The sequence below is a fragment of the Kineothrix sp. MB12-C1 genome (assembly GCF_030863805.1).
Taxonomy (GTDB): domain Bacteria; phylum Bacillota; class Clostridia; order Lachnospirales; family Lachnospiraceae; genus Kineothrix.
In genome coordinates, this window is the sequence record NZ_CP132957.1 from 175,376 (window position 1) to 191,505 (window position 16,130).

13 protein-coding genes are annotated in these 16,130 nt (G+C 40.2%); 5 read left to right on the top strand and 8 right to left on the bottom strand.

All coding sequences use genetic code 11. The annotated features are described in order from the left end of the window. Positions 1–19 precede the first annotated feature (19 nt). From asd to RBB56_RS00925, 3 genes are all read right to left on the bottom strand, one after another. Complete coding sequence (gene asd, locus RBB56_RS00915) at positions 20–1,105, bottom strand: aspartate-semialdehyde dehydrogenase (protein ID WP_306720507.1); 1,086 nt, start codon at positions 1,103–1,105, stop codon at positions 20–22. 173 nt (positions 1,106–1,278) lie between these two features. Next, positions 1,279–2,670, bottom strand: a complete 1,392-nt coding sequence (argH, locus tag RBB56_RS00920; protein WP_306722058.1) for an argininosuccinate lyase — start codon at positions 2,668–2,670, stop codon at positions 1,279–1,281. A 179-nt stretch (positions 2,671–2,849) separates the two neighbouring features. Then, positions 2,850–4,313, bottom strand: a complete 1,464-nt coding sequence (locus RBB56_RS00925; protein WP_306719187.1) for an ISLre2 family transposase — start codon at positions 4,311–4,313, stop codon at positions 2,850–2,852. Between the two features lie 230 nt (positions 4,314–4,543). Here RBB56_RS00925 and RBB56_RS00930 point away from each other — a divergent pair, with 230 nt between their 5' ends. From RBB56_RS00930 to RBB56_RS00945, 4 genes are all read left to right on the top strand, one after another. After that, positions 4,544–5,368 (top strand): ABC transporter ATP-binding protein, encoded by an 825-nt coding sequence (locus tag RBB56_RS00930; protein ID WP_306720508.1) that lies wholly within the window; start codon positions 4,544–4,546, stop codon positions 5,366–5,368. After that, entirely contained in the window at positions 5,331–6,146 is an 816-nt protein-coding gene (locus tag RBB56_RS00935) for an ABC transporter permease (RefSeq protein WP_306720509.1), read from the top strand. The genes RBB56_RS00930 and RBB56_RS00935 overlap by 38 nt, the downstream gene beginning before the upstream one ends. Before the next feature lie 473 nt (positions 6,147–6,619). Beyond that, on the top strand, positions 6,620–8,380 hold the full coding sequence (locus RBB56_RS00940) for an ABC transporter ATP-binding protein (RefSeq protein WP_306720510.1): 1,761 nt from the start codon (positions 6,620–6,622) through the stop codon (positions 8,378–8,380). Continuing rightward, positions 8,370–10,142 carry an ABC transporter ATP-binding protein gene (locus RBB56_RS00945; RefSeq protein WP_306720511.1) on the top strand — a complete coding sequence of 591 codons (1,773 nt, stop codon included), beginning with the start codon at positions 8,370–8,372 and terminating at the stop codon, positions 10,140–10,142. Before RBB56_RS00940 ends, RBB56_RS00945 begins: the two co-directional genes overlap by 11 nt. A 71-nt stretch (positions 10,143–10,213) precedes the next feature. Here RBB56_RS00945 and RBB56_RS00950 read toward each other — a convergent pair whose 3' ends face one another. Beyond that, complete coding sequence (locus RBB56_RS00950; protein ID WP_306720512.1) at positions 10,214–10,882, bottom strand: thiamine diphosphokinase; 669 nt, start codon at positions 10,880–10,882, stop codon at positions 10,214–10,216. A 13-nt stretch (positions 10,883–10,895) separates the two neighbouring features. Further along, positions 10,896–12,263, bottom strand: coding sequence for a tetratricopeptide repeat protein (locus tag RBB56_RS00955; RefSeq protein ID WP_306720513.1), 1,368 nt, complete (start codon positions 12,261–12,263; stop codon positions 10,896–10,898). Positions 12,264–12,357: 94 nt separating this feature from the next. On the opposite strand from RBB56_RS00955, the gene RBB56_RS00960 reads away from it, so the two are divergent. Beyond that, on the top strand, positions 12,358–12,972 hold the full coding sequence (locus RBB56_RS00960; RefSeq protein WP_306720514.1) for a M48 family metallopeptidase: 615 nt from the start codon (positions 12,358–12,360) through the stop codon (positions 12,970–12,972). 36 nt (positions 12,973–13,008) lie between these two features. Here the strand turns inward: RBB56_RS00960 and RBB56_RS00965 are convergent, their stop codons facing one another. The 3 genes from RBB56_RS00965 to RBB56_RS00975 form a co-directional block, all read right to left on the bottom strand. Further along, the gene (locus tag RBB56_RS00965) at positions 13,009–14,607 is read right to left on the bottom strand and encodes a DEAD/DEAH box helicase (RefSeq protein WP_306720515.1); all 1,599 of its coding nucleotides are present in this window, start codon (positions 14,605–14,607) and stop codon (positions 13,009–13,011) included. A 151-nt stretch (positions 14,608–14,758) separates the two neighbouring features. Beyond that, positions 14,759–15,430, bottom strand: a complete 672-nt coding sequence (locus tag RBB56_RS00970; RefSeq protein ID WP_306720516.1) for a DUF4956 domain-containing protein — start codon at positions 15,428–15,430, stop codon at positions 14,759–14,761. After that, positions 15,420–16,130 (bottom strand): polyphosphate polymerase domain-containing protein, encoded by a 711-nt coding sequence (locus RBB56_RS00975; RefSeq protein ID WP_306720517.1) that lies wholly within the window; start codon positions 16,128–16,130, stop codon positions 15,420–15,422. The genes RBB56_RS00970 and RBB56_RS00975 overlap by 11 nt, the downstream gene beginning before the upstream one ends.

Genomic DNA, 16,130 nt, shown 5'->3' on the forward strand with positions numbered 1-16,130 from the left:
ATGCCCTCTCATACCTCTCTTATTTTTTAGAAATATACCCCTGTGCTTTTAAAAGCTCTGCGCAAAGAACTGCACCCCCTGCAGCACCACGCACCGTATTATGCGATAAACCGACAAACTTCCAATCATAGACACTATCTTCTCTCAAACGTCCTACGCTTACCCCCATTCCATTTTCGTAGTCTACATCAGATGTAACCTGAGGACGATTATCCTCTTCCAGATATTGAATAAACTGGCTGGGTGCACTGGGAAGTTTTAATTCCTGAGGTACTCCTTTGAAATTAACGAGTTTTTCAATTAACTGCTCTTTTGTCGCTTTCTTCTTTAGCTTTACAAAAACAGCCGCTGTATGCCCATTTAAAACGGGTACACGGATACACTGGCAGGTAATAACAGGAGTGGTCGCCGGAACAATCTCTCCGTCCTTAATCTCTCCCCAGATTCTAAGAGGTTCTTTCTCACTCTTTTCTTCCTCTCCTCCGATGTAGGGAATGATATTGCCTACCATTTCCGGCCAATCCTGGAAGTTCTTGCCGGCACCTGAAATCGCCTGATAAGTCGTTGCTACTACTTCATAGGGCTCGAATTCCTGCCATGCAGTAAGAATCGGTGCATAACTTTGAATGGAGCAGTTAGGCTTTACTGCGATAAACCCTCTTGTTGTTCCTAATCTCTTTTTCTGGAACTCAATCACATTCATATGCTCCGGATTCACTTCCGGAATTACCATAGGAACATCCGGTGTCCATCTATGTGCACTGTTATTGGAAACTACAGGAGTCTCTGTCTGCGCATATTCTTCTTCTATTTTCTTAATCTCTTCTTTTGTCATATCTACTGCACTGAATACGAAATCAACGCCTGAAGCTACTTTTTCTACTTCATTTACATCCATTACCACAATATTTTTAACAGCTTCCGGCATCGGTGTAGTCATCTTCCATCTTCCACCTACAGCCTCTTCATAAGTCTTACCTGCAGATCTCGGACTCGCTGCGATTACCGTCACTTCAAACCATGGATGGCTCTCTAATAAAGAGATGAACCTCTGACCCACCATTCCGGTCCCGCCTAAAATACCAACTTTTAATCTGTCGCTCATTTTTATTCTCCTCATCTTTCTTAAGATTTATACTTGATTCTTTTATCCTAAAATTGTTATTCTTAACCTTTTATTTCCAAATCATTGACCTTAAACATATTATAATTCTTTATGCTATTTATTTCCACCTATAAACGAATAATTATTCTCGGAAACTACTTTTCTCCTTATACTTATTCATCCATCCACCTTTTTGACAGAAACTCGCGATTACTATCGAGCACTTTTTCCATTGCGTCTTTTCCCGGTGCCCCGATGGTCAGCCTTTTCTCCACACATGTCTTTAAGCTTATCGCGTCGTAAACATCATCTTCGAATACCGGGCTGATTTCCTTTAACTCCCCGATACTCAAGGCGTCAATACACGTATCTTTGTCGATACAATAAAGAACGAGGCGGCCTACAATTTCATGTGCATCGCGAAATGCCACACCTTTTCCTACCAGATAATCTGCTGCGTCCGTAGCATTTGTAAATCCATTCATCGCACTAACCGCCATCGACTCTCGATGAAACTTCATCGTCTTAAGCATACCGTTAAACAAAGCAAGACATCCCTTCACCGTATCAATTGCATCGAAAGTCAATTCCTTATCTTCTTGCATATCCTTATTGTAAGCAAGCGGAATCCCTTTCATCACGGTCAAGATAGAAACCAGGGAACCATACACTCTGCCAGTCTTTCCTCTGATCAGTTCTGCAATATCCGGGTTTTTTTTCTGAGGCATTATACTGCTTCCGGTAGAATATGCATCATCGATTTCTACAAAATGATATTCATTTGAATTCCAGATAATAATCTCTTCACAAAAGCGGCTTAAATGCATCATGATAGTGGAAAGTGCCGATAACAATTCAATCACATAATCTCTATCCGAAACAGAGTCCATACTGTTCAGAGTCGGTCCCTCGAAGCCCATAAGCGATGCGGTATAATTCCTGTCGAGAGGATACGTTGTTCCCGCTAAAGCACCGGATCCCAAAGGACAATAATTCATCCTCGCATAAATATCCTTCAACCGAAGGCTATCCCTTCGGAACATTTCAAAGTAAGCTCCCATATGATGGGCCAGCGTAATAGGCTGCGCTTTCTGCAAATGGGTAAAACCAGGCATATACGTATCTAAGTTATTATCCATGATAGTATGCAGTGTCGTCAAAAGTTCATAAACTTCTTCTGCAATATGAAGCACTTCCGCCCTTGTATAGAGCTTCATATCGAGCGCTACCTGATCATTACGGCTTCTTCCCGTATGAAGCTTCTTGCCCGCTTCACCGATTCTCTTAATCAGGTTGGCTTCTACAAAACTATGAATATCTTCGTATTCCTCTGTAATTGTAAGACTTCCTTCCTGTACATCATGTCTGATGCCGGTCAGTCCTTTCACAATGATATTCTTCTCTTCTTCTGTAAGAATACCTTGTTTTTCCAGCATCACCACATGTGCGATGCTCCCCTCTATATCTTCTTCAAAGAATTTTTTATCAAAGGAAATGGAGGCGTTGAAATTATATACAAGCTGATCCGTTTCCTTCGTAAAGCGTCCACCCCAAAGTTGTGCCATGGCATTCACCTCCATCGTCGTTAAATCTGTTTTTGATACTAACATATTTTCTTTATTTTTTCAATCTTTTCCGTCTTCAAGATAGCGTAAATTTACTGTAGGATTTAATTGGGTAGAGAATCCCCTTGATGTGTTTTAGATTTAACCTCTTTTCACAATATACCTACTTTCTATTCTTTTTACAATCCCCAAATGTGGTTTTTAAAATAAGCTATCTTTTTCACTTCTGGAAAGGGAATGCTATGAGTTATCCTTTCTACATAGCGTTGTTCCTCTGTCAGTCGCTTGCTTTCCGATCGAAACATCTCGCTGCTTAAATAGATTCTTTCTTCTGTACCCACTGCTATGGGCAACTCCTGCTTTTGCATTCTCACCAACTCCAACATATTTCCTTTGTTTGCTTTATAAATCCTTAGCTTTGCCATTTGGTGAACTCCATGCTTACTCCACCCTAATGGTCTGGAACTCATCCTGTCTGCGTAGATATGGCTCACATGTCCTTCTGCACTGCATCCCACTTGTGTTTCTTTATTTCTCAAACCCTGCATGATCCCATCCCAATGCCCTAGGATATAAGCCATACTACTTTCTACCTTTTTCCTTTGTGCTTCGTTTTCTGTTATATTCAGGATTTTTTCAAAGGTCTCGGATGCCATCCATTTCGCTCTCTTGTGTATGGCACCATACAGTTCACTTCTTGCATCCTCTGACGAATCCATTAAATGCGAAGTTGCTGCTGTGATATATTTCTGCATATGGAATTTATCCAGTACGAAGGTTGATCCGGCTATAAATTTACGTCCGCTTTTTATCCAGGCTGCACCATCTCCATTAATATAAATCTGTTTTATGGCATCCATGTCATAGGTGGCGCTGATATACTCATAAATCTCTCGCCAGAACTGTTCTACTCCTTTGCTTCCCTCATATATGCCCCCAAAGTACTTCGGATTGATCAGCTTAAACCTTTCGCTTTTAGGCGCTTCTGATTCCGCACCTTCATATACATAGGCTATTTTAGGCATACTGGTGTTGCTTCGAGGTTTCGTGATATCTCCCTTTTTCTCGAGATACTGCAATGACACATGATCTTCATCTGCATCAATATAAAGATAGGAAACCTGTTTTTTATTCTCTATTTTTTCTGGTTTTGTATGAAATTTCAGATCATGTATCTTATTTTTTACTGTCTGTTTGCTGACTTTTTCGGAAAGACTGGCTCTGATTCCTCCTTTGCGATAGCTACTGTCGACCGCTTCCTCAAGCATCTGCGCCTGTGCATCTTCTGTCATCCTTACATGGCTTTCTAATCCCATGATCCGATCTAGCAGATATTCACAGGCTCCAGTCTTCTTGTTCTTAAACAGTGTCTTGCAATATCTCACAGTTCCAAGGCTGGTAATCAGGGATGTTTCATCTCGTCTGCTTATGACCCAGTTTCTCCTTCTGTATCCGCTGTTTCTCAGTTCTTCATCCATACTTTCAAAAGTCTCCGCAATCATGTCCAGTCCTAACTGTACTACACTATCTGTAATTCCATAGATAAACTCTGCTTGTTGTTGAGGATCTTTCAAAAACTTTTCCAGAACTCCTGTTAAATTTTTTGCCCCATTTTCTTCAAACTGTTGTATACTTTTAATCATAGAGAGCACCTTCCTTTGTGTCCGATTTTTTCTTAGTCGTTAAAATCATAACACAAAGAGGCGTTCTCTTTTTATTCAATTAATATCCTACAAAAACTTTACCCTAGCCGTCTTCAACCATGCATAAAAATTACATACTTTGTCAAATTTCAACGGTATGCGGCACACCATTTCTCTTTCTTCATATAATAAGATATATCTAGCAGGAGGTCTTAATCAAAAATAACTTTATGAGCAATATAATCTTAGAATTAAAAGATATCTGTTATTCTTATCATAATTTAAATGGCGAAACTCCCGCCTTATCACATATATCCTTTCAAGTGAAGCAAGGGGAGTTTCTCGCAATTGTGGGACCGAGCGGATGCGGCAAATCTACTCTTTTATCGATTATCTTCGGCCTGCTGGCTCCGGAGAACGGCGAACTCATCTTTTCCGTTAATTCAGGAGAAATGCAGGCGGCAAGACACCAGACAGCAGGCATTTCTCCCCAGATCGGCTATATGCTTCAGCACGACCACCTTTTTGAATGGAGAACCATTTATCAGAACGTTATTCTCGGTTTGGAAATCAATAAACAACTCACCCCTGAGAAAATAGATCGGGTACTCGAACTTTTAAGGGATTATGATCTTTATAAATTTAAAGATAAAAAACCGAGCGAATTATCCGGCGGTATGAAGCAAAGAGCCGCTCTTATCCGTACTCTCGTTCTGGACCCTGAATTGCTTCTTTTAGATGAGCCATTCAGCGCACTCGACTATCAAACCCGCCTCTCCGTCTCTTCCGATATCTGTAATATTATTCGTTCTACCGGCAAGACAGCAATTCTAATTACCCACGATTTGTCAGAAGCTATCAGTCTTGCTGACCGCATACTCGTTATGTCAAAGCGTCCCGCTACCATTAAGTGTGATATCCCGATTCACCTGACGCTTTCCGATCATTCTCCCTTAGCTTCTAGAAACGCACCGGAATTCCGGGAATATTTCAATCAATTATGGAAGGAGATTTCCGATGAAACCTATACTCAGGACGCAAAAAACACTAAGTAATCAGGAGAAATATGAACGTTCTCATAAAAGACATCATTGTATCGTTACCTTGGCACGTATTCTTATTCTCGTTGTATTCCTCACTCTCTGGGAAGTTTCTGCCAGAAAAGGGTATATTGACTCTTTCTTTTTCAGCAGCCCGAGCAATGTGGCTCTTTGCTTTATAGATATGGTAAAGGATCTATCCTTTTTTTCTAATACCGGCATTACTTTACTCGAAACGATTATCAGCTTTGCTCTCGTTTTTATTATAGGAATCGTTTCGGCCACTATTTTGTGGTATTCCAAACGGTGTTCGAAAATCTTAGAGCCTTATCTCGTCATTTTAAATAGCTTACCGAAATCTGCTCTGGCACCTTTGTTCATCGTATGGCTCGGCACCGGAATAAACACCATTATTGTCGCAGGAATCTCTGTGGCGGTCTTCGGTTCCATTATCAATCTTTATACCGGTTTTAAACAAGTGGATGAAGAGAAAATTAAATTGATCTACACACTGGGAGGCAAAAAGAAAGATGCCTTTTTAAAGGTTGTCCTTCCCGGTTCCGTTCCTACTATTTTAAGTAATATGAAGGTGAATATCGGCCTTGCCCTTGTGGGCGTTATTATCGGCGAATTCCTCGCCGCAAGAAGAGGACTTGGATATCTGATCATATATGGTTCCCAGGTATTTAAGTTGAATCTGGTCATAACCTCTATTATTATCCTTTGCTTTATTGCAATGGGACTATACCAAATGATCCAGGGATTGGAACATTATTATAAGAAAAAAATATAATTTATAAAAAAGTACAGGTTAACGAAAAGAAATTTATAATTTTTATGAAAATATGTTGACAAAAGTATGGGGAAATAGTAAGTTAATAATGGTACAAAAAATTACACGTAAATAAAAGGAAAGGAGGACGAAGTTATGACGAATTTATACGATAAGTTTTTACTTGCTAATGCAGCAGGCGTACATCAATTAAATAGCCGTTCTAATGGAATTGCCTCCGGTAATATAGATTAGATGATTATTGATAATGAATTATCAATAATTAATCGTAAGATACTCATATTCTGTTTACTGATGCGGTTCAAATTTATTTGACCGCATTTTTTATTACTTTATTATGAGTTATTCACTGCTATTACCCCATTGCGTCTTTTATTAAAAGCCACGGCATTTCCTGCCGGGGCTTTTTTATGTAATAAAAAAATTCTTTTAGAATTCTTAATAAACATCCATGTATTATGAGGAGGAACATTATGGAACCAACGCAACACAAGAAACTATCAACCTATATCTTCGAGCATAAATTTACCTATCTTTTCGCTATCCTATGCATGATTATCAGCGTATCGTTGGATTTATTGTCTCCCCAACTCACTAAACGCATTATCGATGATGTCATTATCGGCGGCCAGACTTGGCAGCTTAAATATTTATTGACGGGTATCCTCATTATCGGTATCGGTCGGTGTATTTTTCAATATGTGAAGGAATATCTCTTCGATGTGGCCGGTATCCGTATTGCCGCCAAGATGCGGCGTCATCTCTTCGATCATATTCAGTCGCTGAGTGCCGATTTCTTCGAAAGAACCAATACCGGAGAACTTATGGCGCGTATTAAAGACGATATCGATCGAATTGGCGACGGTCTTACCTTCGTGGGAATGCTTATTATTGAAGTTGTAATACATACATCCATCGTCCTTTTTTGTATGTACAATTTGGATATGAGACTGGCCCTCCTCCCTACTGCCTTTATGATTGTTGCAGGAAGCATCGCTATTGCTATGGAGAAGAAGCTAGATTCTGTCTATGGGGCAATTATTGAAGAAAATGCTATTTTAAATACAGTAGCGGAAGAAAATCTGGCAGGTGTGCGTACCGTAAAGGCATTCGCCAGAGAAAAATTTGAAATCACTAAGTTTTTGTCTCATAACAAGAAATATTATGAACTTAACATGAAGCAATCCAAAATATTCGTTACATACTATCCTTATCTTTCTTTTATCACGAAGCTTCTTCCTCTCCTCGTTCTTTTATTCGGCGGTATGCTCGTTATGAAAGATGAGATTTCCCTCGGTTCTCTCGGTGCCTTCGTGGAGTACTCCATGAATATCGTATGGCCTATGGAAATGCTCGGATGGCTGACTAACAGCTTCTCTTCCGCTGTCGCCTCCAATCGCAAATTAAATAAGATTTATGAAGAATCCCCCTCTATTAGAGAAAAGGATACTCCTATCTCATTGGAGCAGGTGGCCGGAAAAATCGAATTTTCTCATGTCTCCTTTTCTAAAAAGGATGCCAATACTTCAGCGAATATCGATATTTTACAAGATATTTCCTTTTGTGTGGAGCCGGGAAAAACAATCGGTATCATGGGAGCTACCGGAGCCGGTAAAAGTTCTATCATCCATCTTCTTCAGCGTTTTTACGATGTTACAGATGGACAGATCCTTATTGATGGCACGGATATTCGGGATATGAATCTGAAACAGTTGAGGGGATGTATTTCCCTCGTTATGCAGGAGGTTTTCCTCTTTTCCGATACAATTAATGAAAATGTGAAGTTAGGAAAAAGAGATTTCCTCGACACTGCTGCTGTAAAAATGGCTTCCTTCGAAGCGCAAGCCAGTAATTTCATCGAGCGGATGGATAAACAATATGATACCGTTATCGGCGAACGCGGTGTAGGGCTTTCCGGCGGACAGAAACAGCGTATCAGTATCGCCAGAGCTCTCGCTAAAAAGAATCCTATTCTCGTTCTGGACGATTCCACCTCCGCCCTCGATATGGAGACGGAACAGATGATCCAACAAACATTAAAAGAACTGAATTCTACAACAAAACTAATTATTGCTCACCGCATCAGCTCTGTTGTCCATGCAGACGAAATCATCGTTCTTGAGAACGGAAGCATTAAAGAACGCGGTACCCATAAAACATTGCTCGCAGAAAAGGGACTTTACTATTCCACCTATGCAGCACAATATGAAGGAGGTGAACAAAATGCCCATTAATTCCTTTAAAGATGATGAACAAACGATAGAGGTCAACAAACTGAAGACGCTCACAAGGCTTCTTTCCTATCTCTTACAATATAAGAAAGAAATTTTACTCGTGCTTATGATTATGGCATATTGCGTATTTGTTTCTCTATTAAATCCCTTGATTATGGAATCGGCTATCGACAATTATATTTCTGTCGGTAATATGTCCGGGCTTTATCGACTTATAGCCCTTGCCCTTACTTTGAATATTTTAATGGTAGCCGGAATTAAGATCCGTATGTATATTATGGCAAAAGTATGTAACAATATCCTCGTTACCATACGCCAGGATTTATATAGCCATATTCAGACGCTCGATTTTCATTTTTTCGACAGCCGTCCTACCGGAAAGATACTCGCCCGTATTATCGGTGATATCAATTCTTTAAAAGATGTACTTTCCAACTGTGTCACCACATTAATTCCTGATTTTATAACGATACTTGCGGTAGTGATCATTATGTTCGTGAAGCATCCGGTATTGGCTGCTGCTTCCCTGATCAGTACCCCGCTTATGGGACTTGGGCTTTTTCTTATTCAATATCATTCCCATAAAAGATGGCAGATTTTTCGAAAAAAGTCTTCCAATCTGAATGCATTCGTACATGAAGACTTTTCAGGAATTCGTATTATCCAAAGTTTCACTGCGGAGGAGGAAACGAAGCAAACCTTTGGGGAACTTGTAAAAGAATACAAAGATGCCTTCATCTCTGCAATTCGCCTCAATGACGCCTTCGGTTCTGTTATCGACTTTTGTTGGGGTGTCGGTACGGTAATGCTTTATTTTACAGGTATTATTATTATCGGTACAGACAAAGTATCTATCGGTACCTTCATCGCTTTTGGTACGTATATTTCCATGTTCTGGCATCCCATTATGAACTTGAGTAATTTCTATACACAGCTTATTACGAATATTTCAGGAGCAGAGCGCGTGTTCGATATTATGGACACGAAAGCAGAAATTACAGATGCTTCTTCCGTTATCGACATTCCCTCTATCGAAGGCGAAGTACGTTTTGAACATGTTTCCTTCTCCTATGACGGAAGCACTAAAGTATTAGACGATGTGAGCTTCACTATTAAGCCCGGAGAAACGATCGCTCTTGTAGGCCCTACCGGAGCCGGTAAAACGACTATTGTCAACTTAATCAGCAGATTCTATGATGTACAGCAGGGAAATGTCTACGTTGATGGATATGATGTGAAAAAAGTCTCCATAGAGAGCCTTAGAAGACAGATGGGAATTATGACACAGGATAACTTTTTGTTCTCCGATAGCATAAAGGATAATATTCGCTATGGCAAGCTAGATGCATCCGATGAGGAGATTATAACTGCAGCGAAAGCTGTTCATGCCCATGAATTCATTTCAAAACTGGAGAAAGGCTATGATTACGAGTTGTCCGAAAGAGGTGGCGGGCTGTCCGGCGGACAAAAGCAGCTTCTCGCCTTTGCCAGAACAATGGTATCCATGCCTAAGATACTTATTTTGGATGAGGCCACTTCCAGTATCGATACACAGACGGAACTTCTCGTACAGGCGGGAATTGAAAACCTTTTGAAAGGAAGAACTTCTTTTGTTGTAGCACATCGCCTCTCTACCATCCAGAAAGCAGATCGTATTTTCTACGTGGATAGCGGACGTATTATCGAAGAGGGTTCCCCTGCTGAACTTATGAAGAAAAAGGGACATTATTATAATCTATACATGTCGCAGTATCACTACTAAAGCTACAGTTCAGACTTCGGCTAAACAGTAACCTATATGCACAATGCAGTATTCAAAACAGGAGGCCCTTTTCAGGCCTCCTGCTCTTCTTCATTCCAAGTGACAATCAGTAAGAGCATTCCCTCTTCTACTGTTATCTCTCCTTCTTCTCCTATAAATTCATTACTAATACCGATGGGATAATCATTGGTTACCGTTATCTGATCCAGCAAATATTTCATCCCTTTAATAGTTACCCCTTTTGCCTCTTTTCCAAGAGCAAACAAGGATAAATATCCATCCATACTTTTCGCAAACTTGACAGATTCATCCTTTATCACTGTTACCATTACGTTGGCATCCATCATATAGCCTTTTTTACCATTGTTCTTCAAATAACTGAGGCATTGAATATTGGCGATAGTATGCTCCAACCGTCCTCCCATCGCTCCATAAATTAAGAAGGTCTCATATCCCTTTTCGATACCTAGTTTAATGGCGGCCAAAGCATCCGTATCATCCTTTTCAGTATTTAACTCAATAACTTTTCCCGGATTCCTGCTTTTTATTTCTTCAATTTCCTCTTTCATACTCTCATCGATAGAATCCATATCTCCAATCAGAAAATCCGGTTCTATAGCAAGTAACTTACAATACAGATACCCTCCATCCACCGCAATGCATAAATCTTCTTTCTTTTTTTCTATCTCAGATAGGGTAAAATCTCCCGCTCCGATTATAATGCATCTTCCGTTTCCCAATCTGCTATCTCCTTTAATATGTTTTCTGCCATTGATAAGGCCCACCCCAATCGCCTATCATAATCGTCGTCATTCCAACCTCTGTAAAGCTTCTTGTCTCCAAATGATAGTTCATCTCTGCCTCAAAGGCATTCTTCTTCTGCACATTGCTATACATATAGCTGATCACATATTCCGTATGGGGATAATAACTTTCCGATTCCTTTGCCGGCTCGTAAGCAATTGCAGAGCGTTGTACACCGTCATCTTTCATCTGAGCTCCCCATACCGTAATGATACCGGCTGTATTTTCATTCGCCTTAAAATCCGGATATTCAAACGCCCACGCACCATTTTCCTGTCTCAAAATAACGTACTCTCTACTAACCGGAATATAGGTTGCACCTGTCCAATATTCCATCGTACCGTTGATAAAGGAATCACGGATTCCGGTATAAGTATCGGAAATGATAAATTCTTTCGCCGCTTCCAGATTCCCCGCATCGAACGCAAGGAACAGATCTGCAAAAATAGCTTGAACCTCCGCCTCTTTCTCCAAACAGAGAATTAAATTACTCCGGCTATCTGTCTCTATGAAGGAGTTCACCTGGTCCAGAATCGATTTATATTCTTTTAAGTGTTCCCTATTTATATGGAACTCCGGAACATCAACCATGGCAAATTGGGAAATAACCGTTTTTATTTCTTCCGAAGGATTCTGCGCATAAAGTTCAATAAGTTCCTTCATTATCTGTATATAAGAATTAAAAGTACCGAATTCAGCCTCTTCCCGTTCCTCTAAAAAGAAGGTTTTACTTTCGTCCTCTCTCAATTTACTCGTAATACGTTCATATACCGTGTGCATCAATGGAAGCGCATCCGCACTGTTACTATCCCGCTTCAATACCCCCAGAATCTTCTGGGCTGTTTCAAGCGTACACTGTCCGGCGTTAATTTCTGCCACCGCCTCATTTAAAATAGCAGTACAATAATATTGCAAAAGACCTTCATCCTGAGTGTTTTCCCATCCTTCCAGAAGCACTTGCTTCGCATGCATATTATCTTCAAGATCAAAGTAGGCCTTAGCCATATAACGATAAGCTTTTACAGAAGTGGAATCTATTTTCAACGCATTTTCATAGGAATCAATAGCTTCCCCATATGCTTCCTCCTGAGTATACCCTTCTCCCGCTTTTAACTCCCTATTCAGGCGAATAACCGGCAAATTCCAAATAATAGCGGCACCACCACCAATAACAGCCAATACACAAAGAAATAAGAACACTCGCTGCATCATGACAATTCGATGTCTTGCTTTTTTTCGTCTTGCCCTTTTCTCATTCACCGAAAGCCCTTGCATAGTTCTTCTTTCTTTTCCTGTATTAGTTTCTGCCCGTCTCATAACTTGCCCCCTATTTAATACCTGTACGATAAATTTTTCAACATTTTTCATACTACCATAGAAAACTTTCCTTGACAATGATATAATTTGGCTTATGAAGCGAACAATCTTATTAACGGACAAAAAAAATCATACGATAACTGCCGAATATGAAATCTTTCGCAGCAAAAGGAAAACATACTCTCTTTCCTTAAATGACAGCGGGATTTTACGGGTGCGTATCCCTATTCATGTAACTGATTATGAAGTGGAGCAAATTCTTCTCCAAAAGCAGTTTTGGATCACCGATAGAATTGCCGAATTTATGAAACAACAAAACAACCGGCCAAAGAATCACTTCACTCCAGAGCAACAGCTTGCCCTCGAAAAGCGTTATCGTCAGGCTGCCAGAGAATGGATTCCAAGCCGGGTCACCTATTATATGAATGCTTATCCCTATATTCTTCCTGCGCGGAATATGAAAATTACCATTCGAGACCAGAAAACACGCTGGGGGAGCTGTAGCAGTAAGGGGTCTCTATCCTTTAACTGGCGGCTCATGTTGGCACCACCCGGCATTCTCGATTATGTTATCGTACACGAACTCTGCCATCTTATACATATGAATCATTCTCAAGAATTCTGGAAATGTGTCGGAGATATTCTTCCCGACTATAAAGAACGCAGAAAATGGTTGAAAGACCATGGAAACGAATTAACGCTGTCCTAAGTTCACGGACAGCGTTAGTCATTATAATCGTCTTATTTAAATAGCTTCTCTTCTGCTTTTTTCTCTTCCTTTGAAAATCTCAGGAGTCTCTCTATCCTTGCGATTTCTCTTTACCTTATCGCCTTTTTGGTCCAGTGGCTTTTTACTGTTGCCCTTATCTGAGCGGCGTCTATCAGAAAAACCTTTATCTTTGATTCCTTCTCCGTTTCTTCTTCCGTCATTCCTGCGTCTGTTGTCGCCGCCTTTGCGAACGCCGAATCCAGAACCTTTCCTGCCGGAAAAACCACGCTCTTTTGAGCTGTATTTCTCGATTTTAATATCCTTAATATCATCACCCATCTTCATTTTCATAAAAGCTGCTGCTAATTCTAACGCACTATACTCGCCCTCAGCAAGTTTCTCTTCCAAAAATGCGACGGTTTTATCCATTTTTTTATTCTGCATCACGTCCAGTGCTTCATTCAGCACTTTCTGTGCTTTTACAGAAGTAATATCCGCTGCAGAAGGAATTGTTTTTTCTTTAATTTTAGTATGGCATATTCTTTCGATTTCACGTAGTTTAAACGATTCCCTGCCAACAACTAATGTAAAGGAACGGCCTGTTCTGCCCGCACGTCCTGTACGTCCGATTCTATGAACATAGTATTCGATATCATCCGGCACATCGTAATTGAATACAGCCTCAACATCATCTACATCGATTCCTCTGGCTGCTACGTCTGTAGCTATTAAGATATCAGTTCTGCCGCTTCTGAAAAGATTCATTACAGTATCTCGCTGGTGTTGGCTTAAATCTCCGTGAAGTCCTTCTGCTGCATAGCCTCTATCTTTCAAATGCTCTGTTAATTCATCTACCATTCGTTTCGTATTACAGAAAATAAGAGAGCGCTTCGGATGATAATAATCCATAAGGCGGCAAAGTACTTCTTCTTTATCTTTACGCTGTATTTGATAATATGCCTGTTTGATAAGAGGAATGGTCATTTCCTTCGGTGTTGTCTTCACATATTCTGCATCCGCATTCTGATATTCTCTCGTAATATCGAGAATAGGCTTTGGCATGGTCGCAGAGAAAAGAGCGGTCTGACGCTCCTTAGGCATATCCTTGAGAATCGTCTCGATATCCTCACGGAATCCCATGTTCAACATTTCATCTGCCTCATCAAGAACAATCATCTTTACCTGACTCGTCTTAATCGTGTGACGTCGCATATGATCCATCACTCTTCCGGGTGTTCCTACTACAATCTGAGTTCCACTGCTAAGAGCTCTGATCTGTCTGGAAATATCCTGTCCTCCGTATACGGGAAGTACCTTCACTCCATGCATATACTTAGCAAAACGTCTCATTTCCTCCGCTGCCTGGATTGCAAGTTCACGTGTGGGACAAAGTACAATTGCCTGTAATGCTTTATTATTCATATCAATGCTTTGAATTAAGGGAATTCCGAAAGCTGCCGTTTTACCAGTTCCTGTCTGTGCCTGGCCAATGATATCCTTGCCCATTAACATAACGGGGATTGCCTGTTCCTGGATAGGCGTCATATATTCAAATCCCATTTCTTCTACCGCACGGATGATTCTTTCATCAATTGCCGATTCCTTATAACTAACTTGATTTTCTGTACTACTCATTTAGCTCCTGTTCTGTCCGTATTGGACTTCTCTATTACATTTCACCATCATTTACTTTCGCAAAAAAAGACAACACTCGATTCAAAAGTGCTGTCTTCCAACTTACGAACTCTTTTACTATATCGCATTTTTTTTCTAAAGTCAAGTAATTTTAGAAAGTCACTTCACCATCCTGAGAAATCAACGATACGTTATTTATCCCCTTTAAACCATTCACTTCCCGGATGCACTCCGCTTCTTCTTTTACCTTTACTTCTATTACCATATTCAAGCTGTGCGCGTTCATATTTCTACTTTTTACCTTTATGTGGGAACTATACTCTTCGATAACTGACAAGATTTCTTCTTCACCATCAATATTATCGGAATCCACCACCAACATCATAGATACCTTTGCTACCGGAAGCCGTTCCAGCAATAGAATCAATGCGGTCAAGAGAAGAGATGTCACAATTGCTATTTCAAATAATCCTACACCGCATATAATACCTATACTTATCGACCAGAATAAAAACACCAAGTCCATTGGTTCCTTAATTGCCGTGCGAAATCTGACAATAGACAGCGCACCGACCATACCAAGAGATATTACTACACTCGATTGTATGGACAAAATAATAGCAGTAGTAATAACAGCCAGAGCCACTAAAGATATATTAAAGCTTTTGTTGTAAAAAGTCCTCTTTGTCGCTATTCTATAAATGGCAAAAATATAAACAGCAATTAGGCAGGCCACCCCGATTGAAAGAAGTACACCTCCAAAATTCATATTATCCGCCATCGATTGTACAAATGATTTTTTTAGCACGTCATTAAATCCCATTGCTTCTCATTCCCCCTATGTTATATTTTCTGCATAAATAATATTTTGAAAAAGTTTCCTGACGCAAATGCCCCGCTTGGAGGCTTCGATAAATATGGTCCGGCAAGTATTCATCGTACTTTACTTCCATTAAATGATAACCCGCCGGCATAACCGGCCTCGCGTACAGCTCGTCATCAAAAAAGCTATCCTTCCTATTGGAAGACCGAATATCTGTGTCAAAGGTAATTCGCACATTGCCATTTCGATAGGTATAAGGCTCTCTCTCATATTCTACAATTACCTTTGGCTCCAGCAGACGGGTACGCTGCTGTAAATAGAACTTTTTAAGCAGGGGAGGATCTGTTTTTTCAAAGGAAAATATCCGCCCTTTAAAAATGTCTTCGCATCGTTCCTTTGTCAGTTCACAGGATGTCTTGCGTATCTTTCCCCTCTCCTTCCTCTTTAACTCCAAAAGGATTCTGTCATCACTACCATTATAAATACGAATTCGGAATTTCTCTCTCGGACTGGTACCGTCTTCATTATCATAAAAGCAGGTATTCTTAATATCATCAAAATAAATACTTCTAATATTGTATCTTCCATCTTCTCTCACATAGGCATCGGGTGTGAGAAAGGGCCGTATACGACTACGAAGAAGGGCCATCTGAGATGAAGACACTACATACTTTATTTCCTGTCTATACTCCAGCGCCAT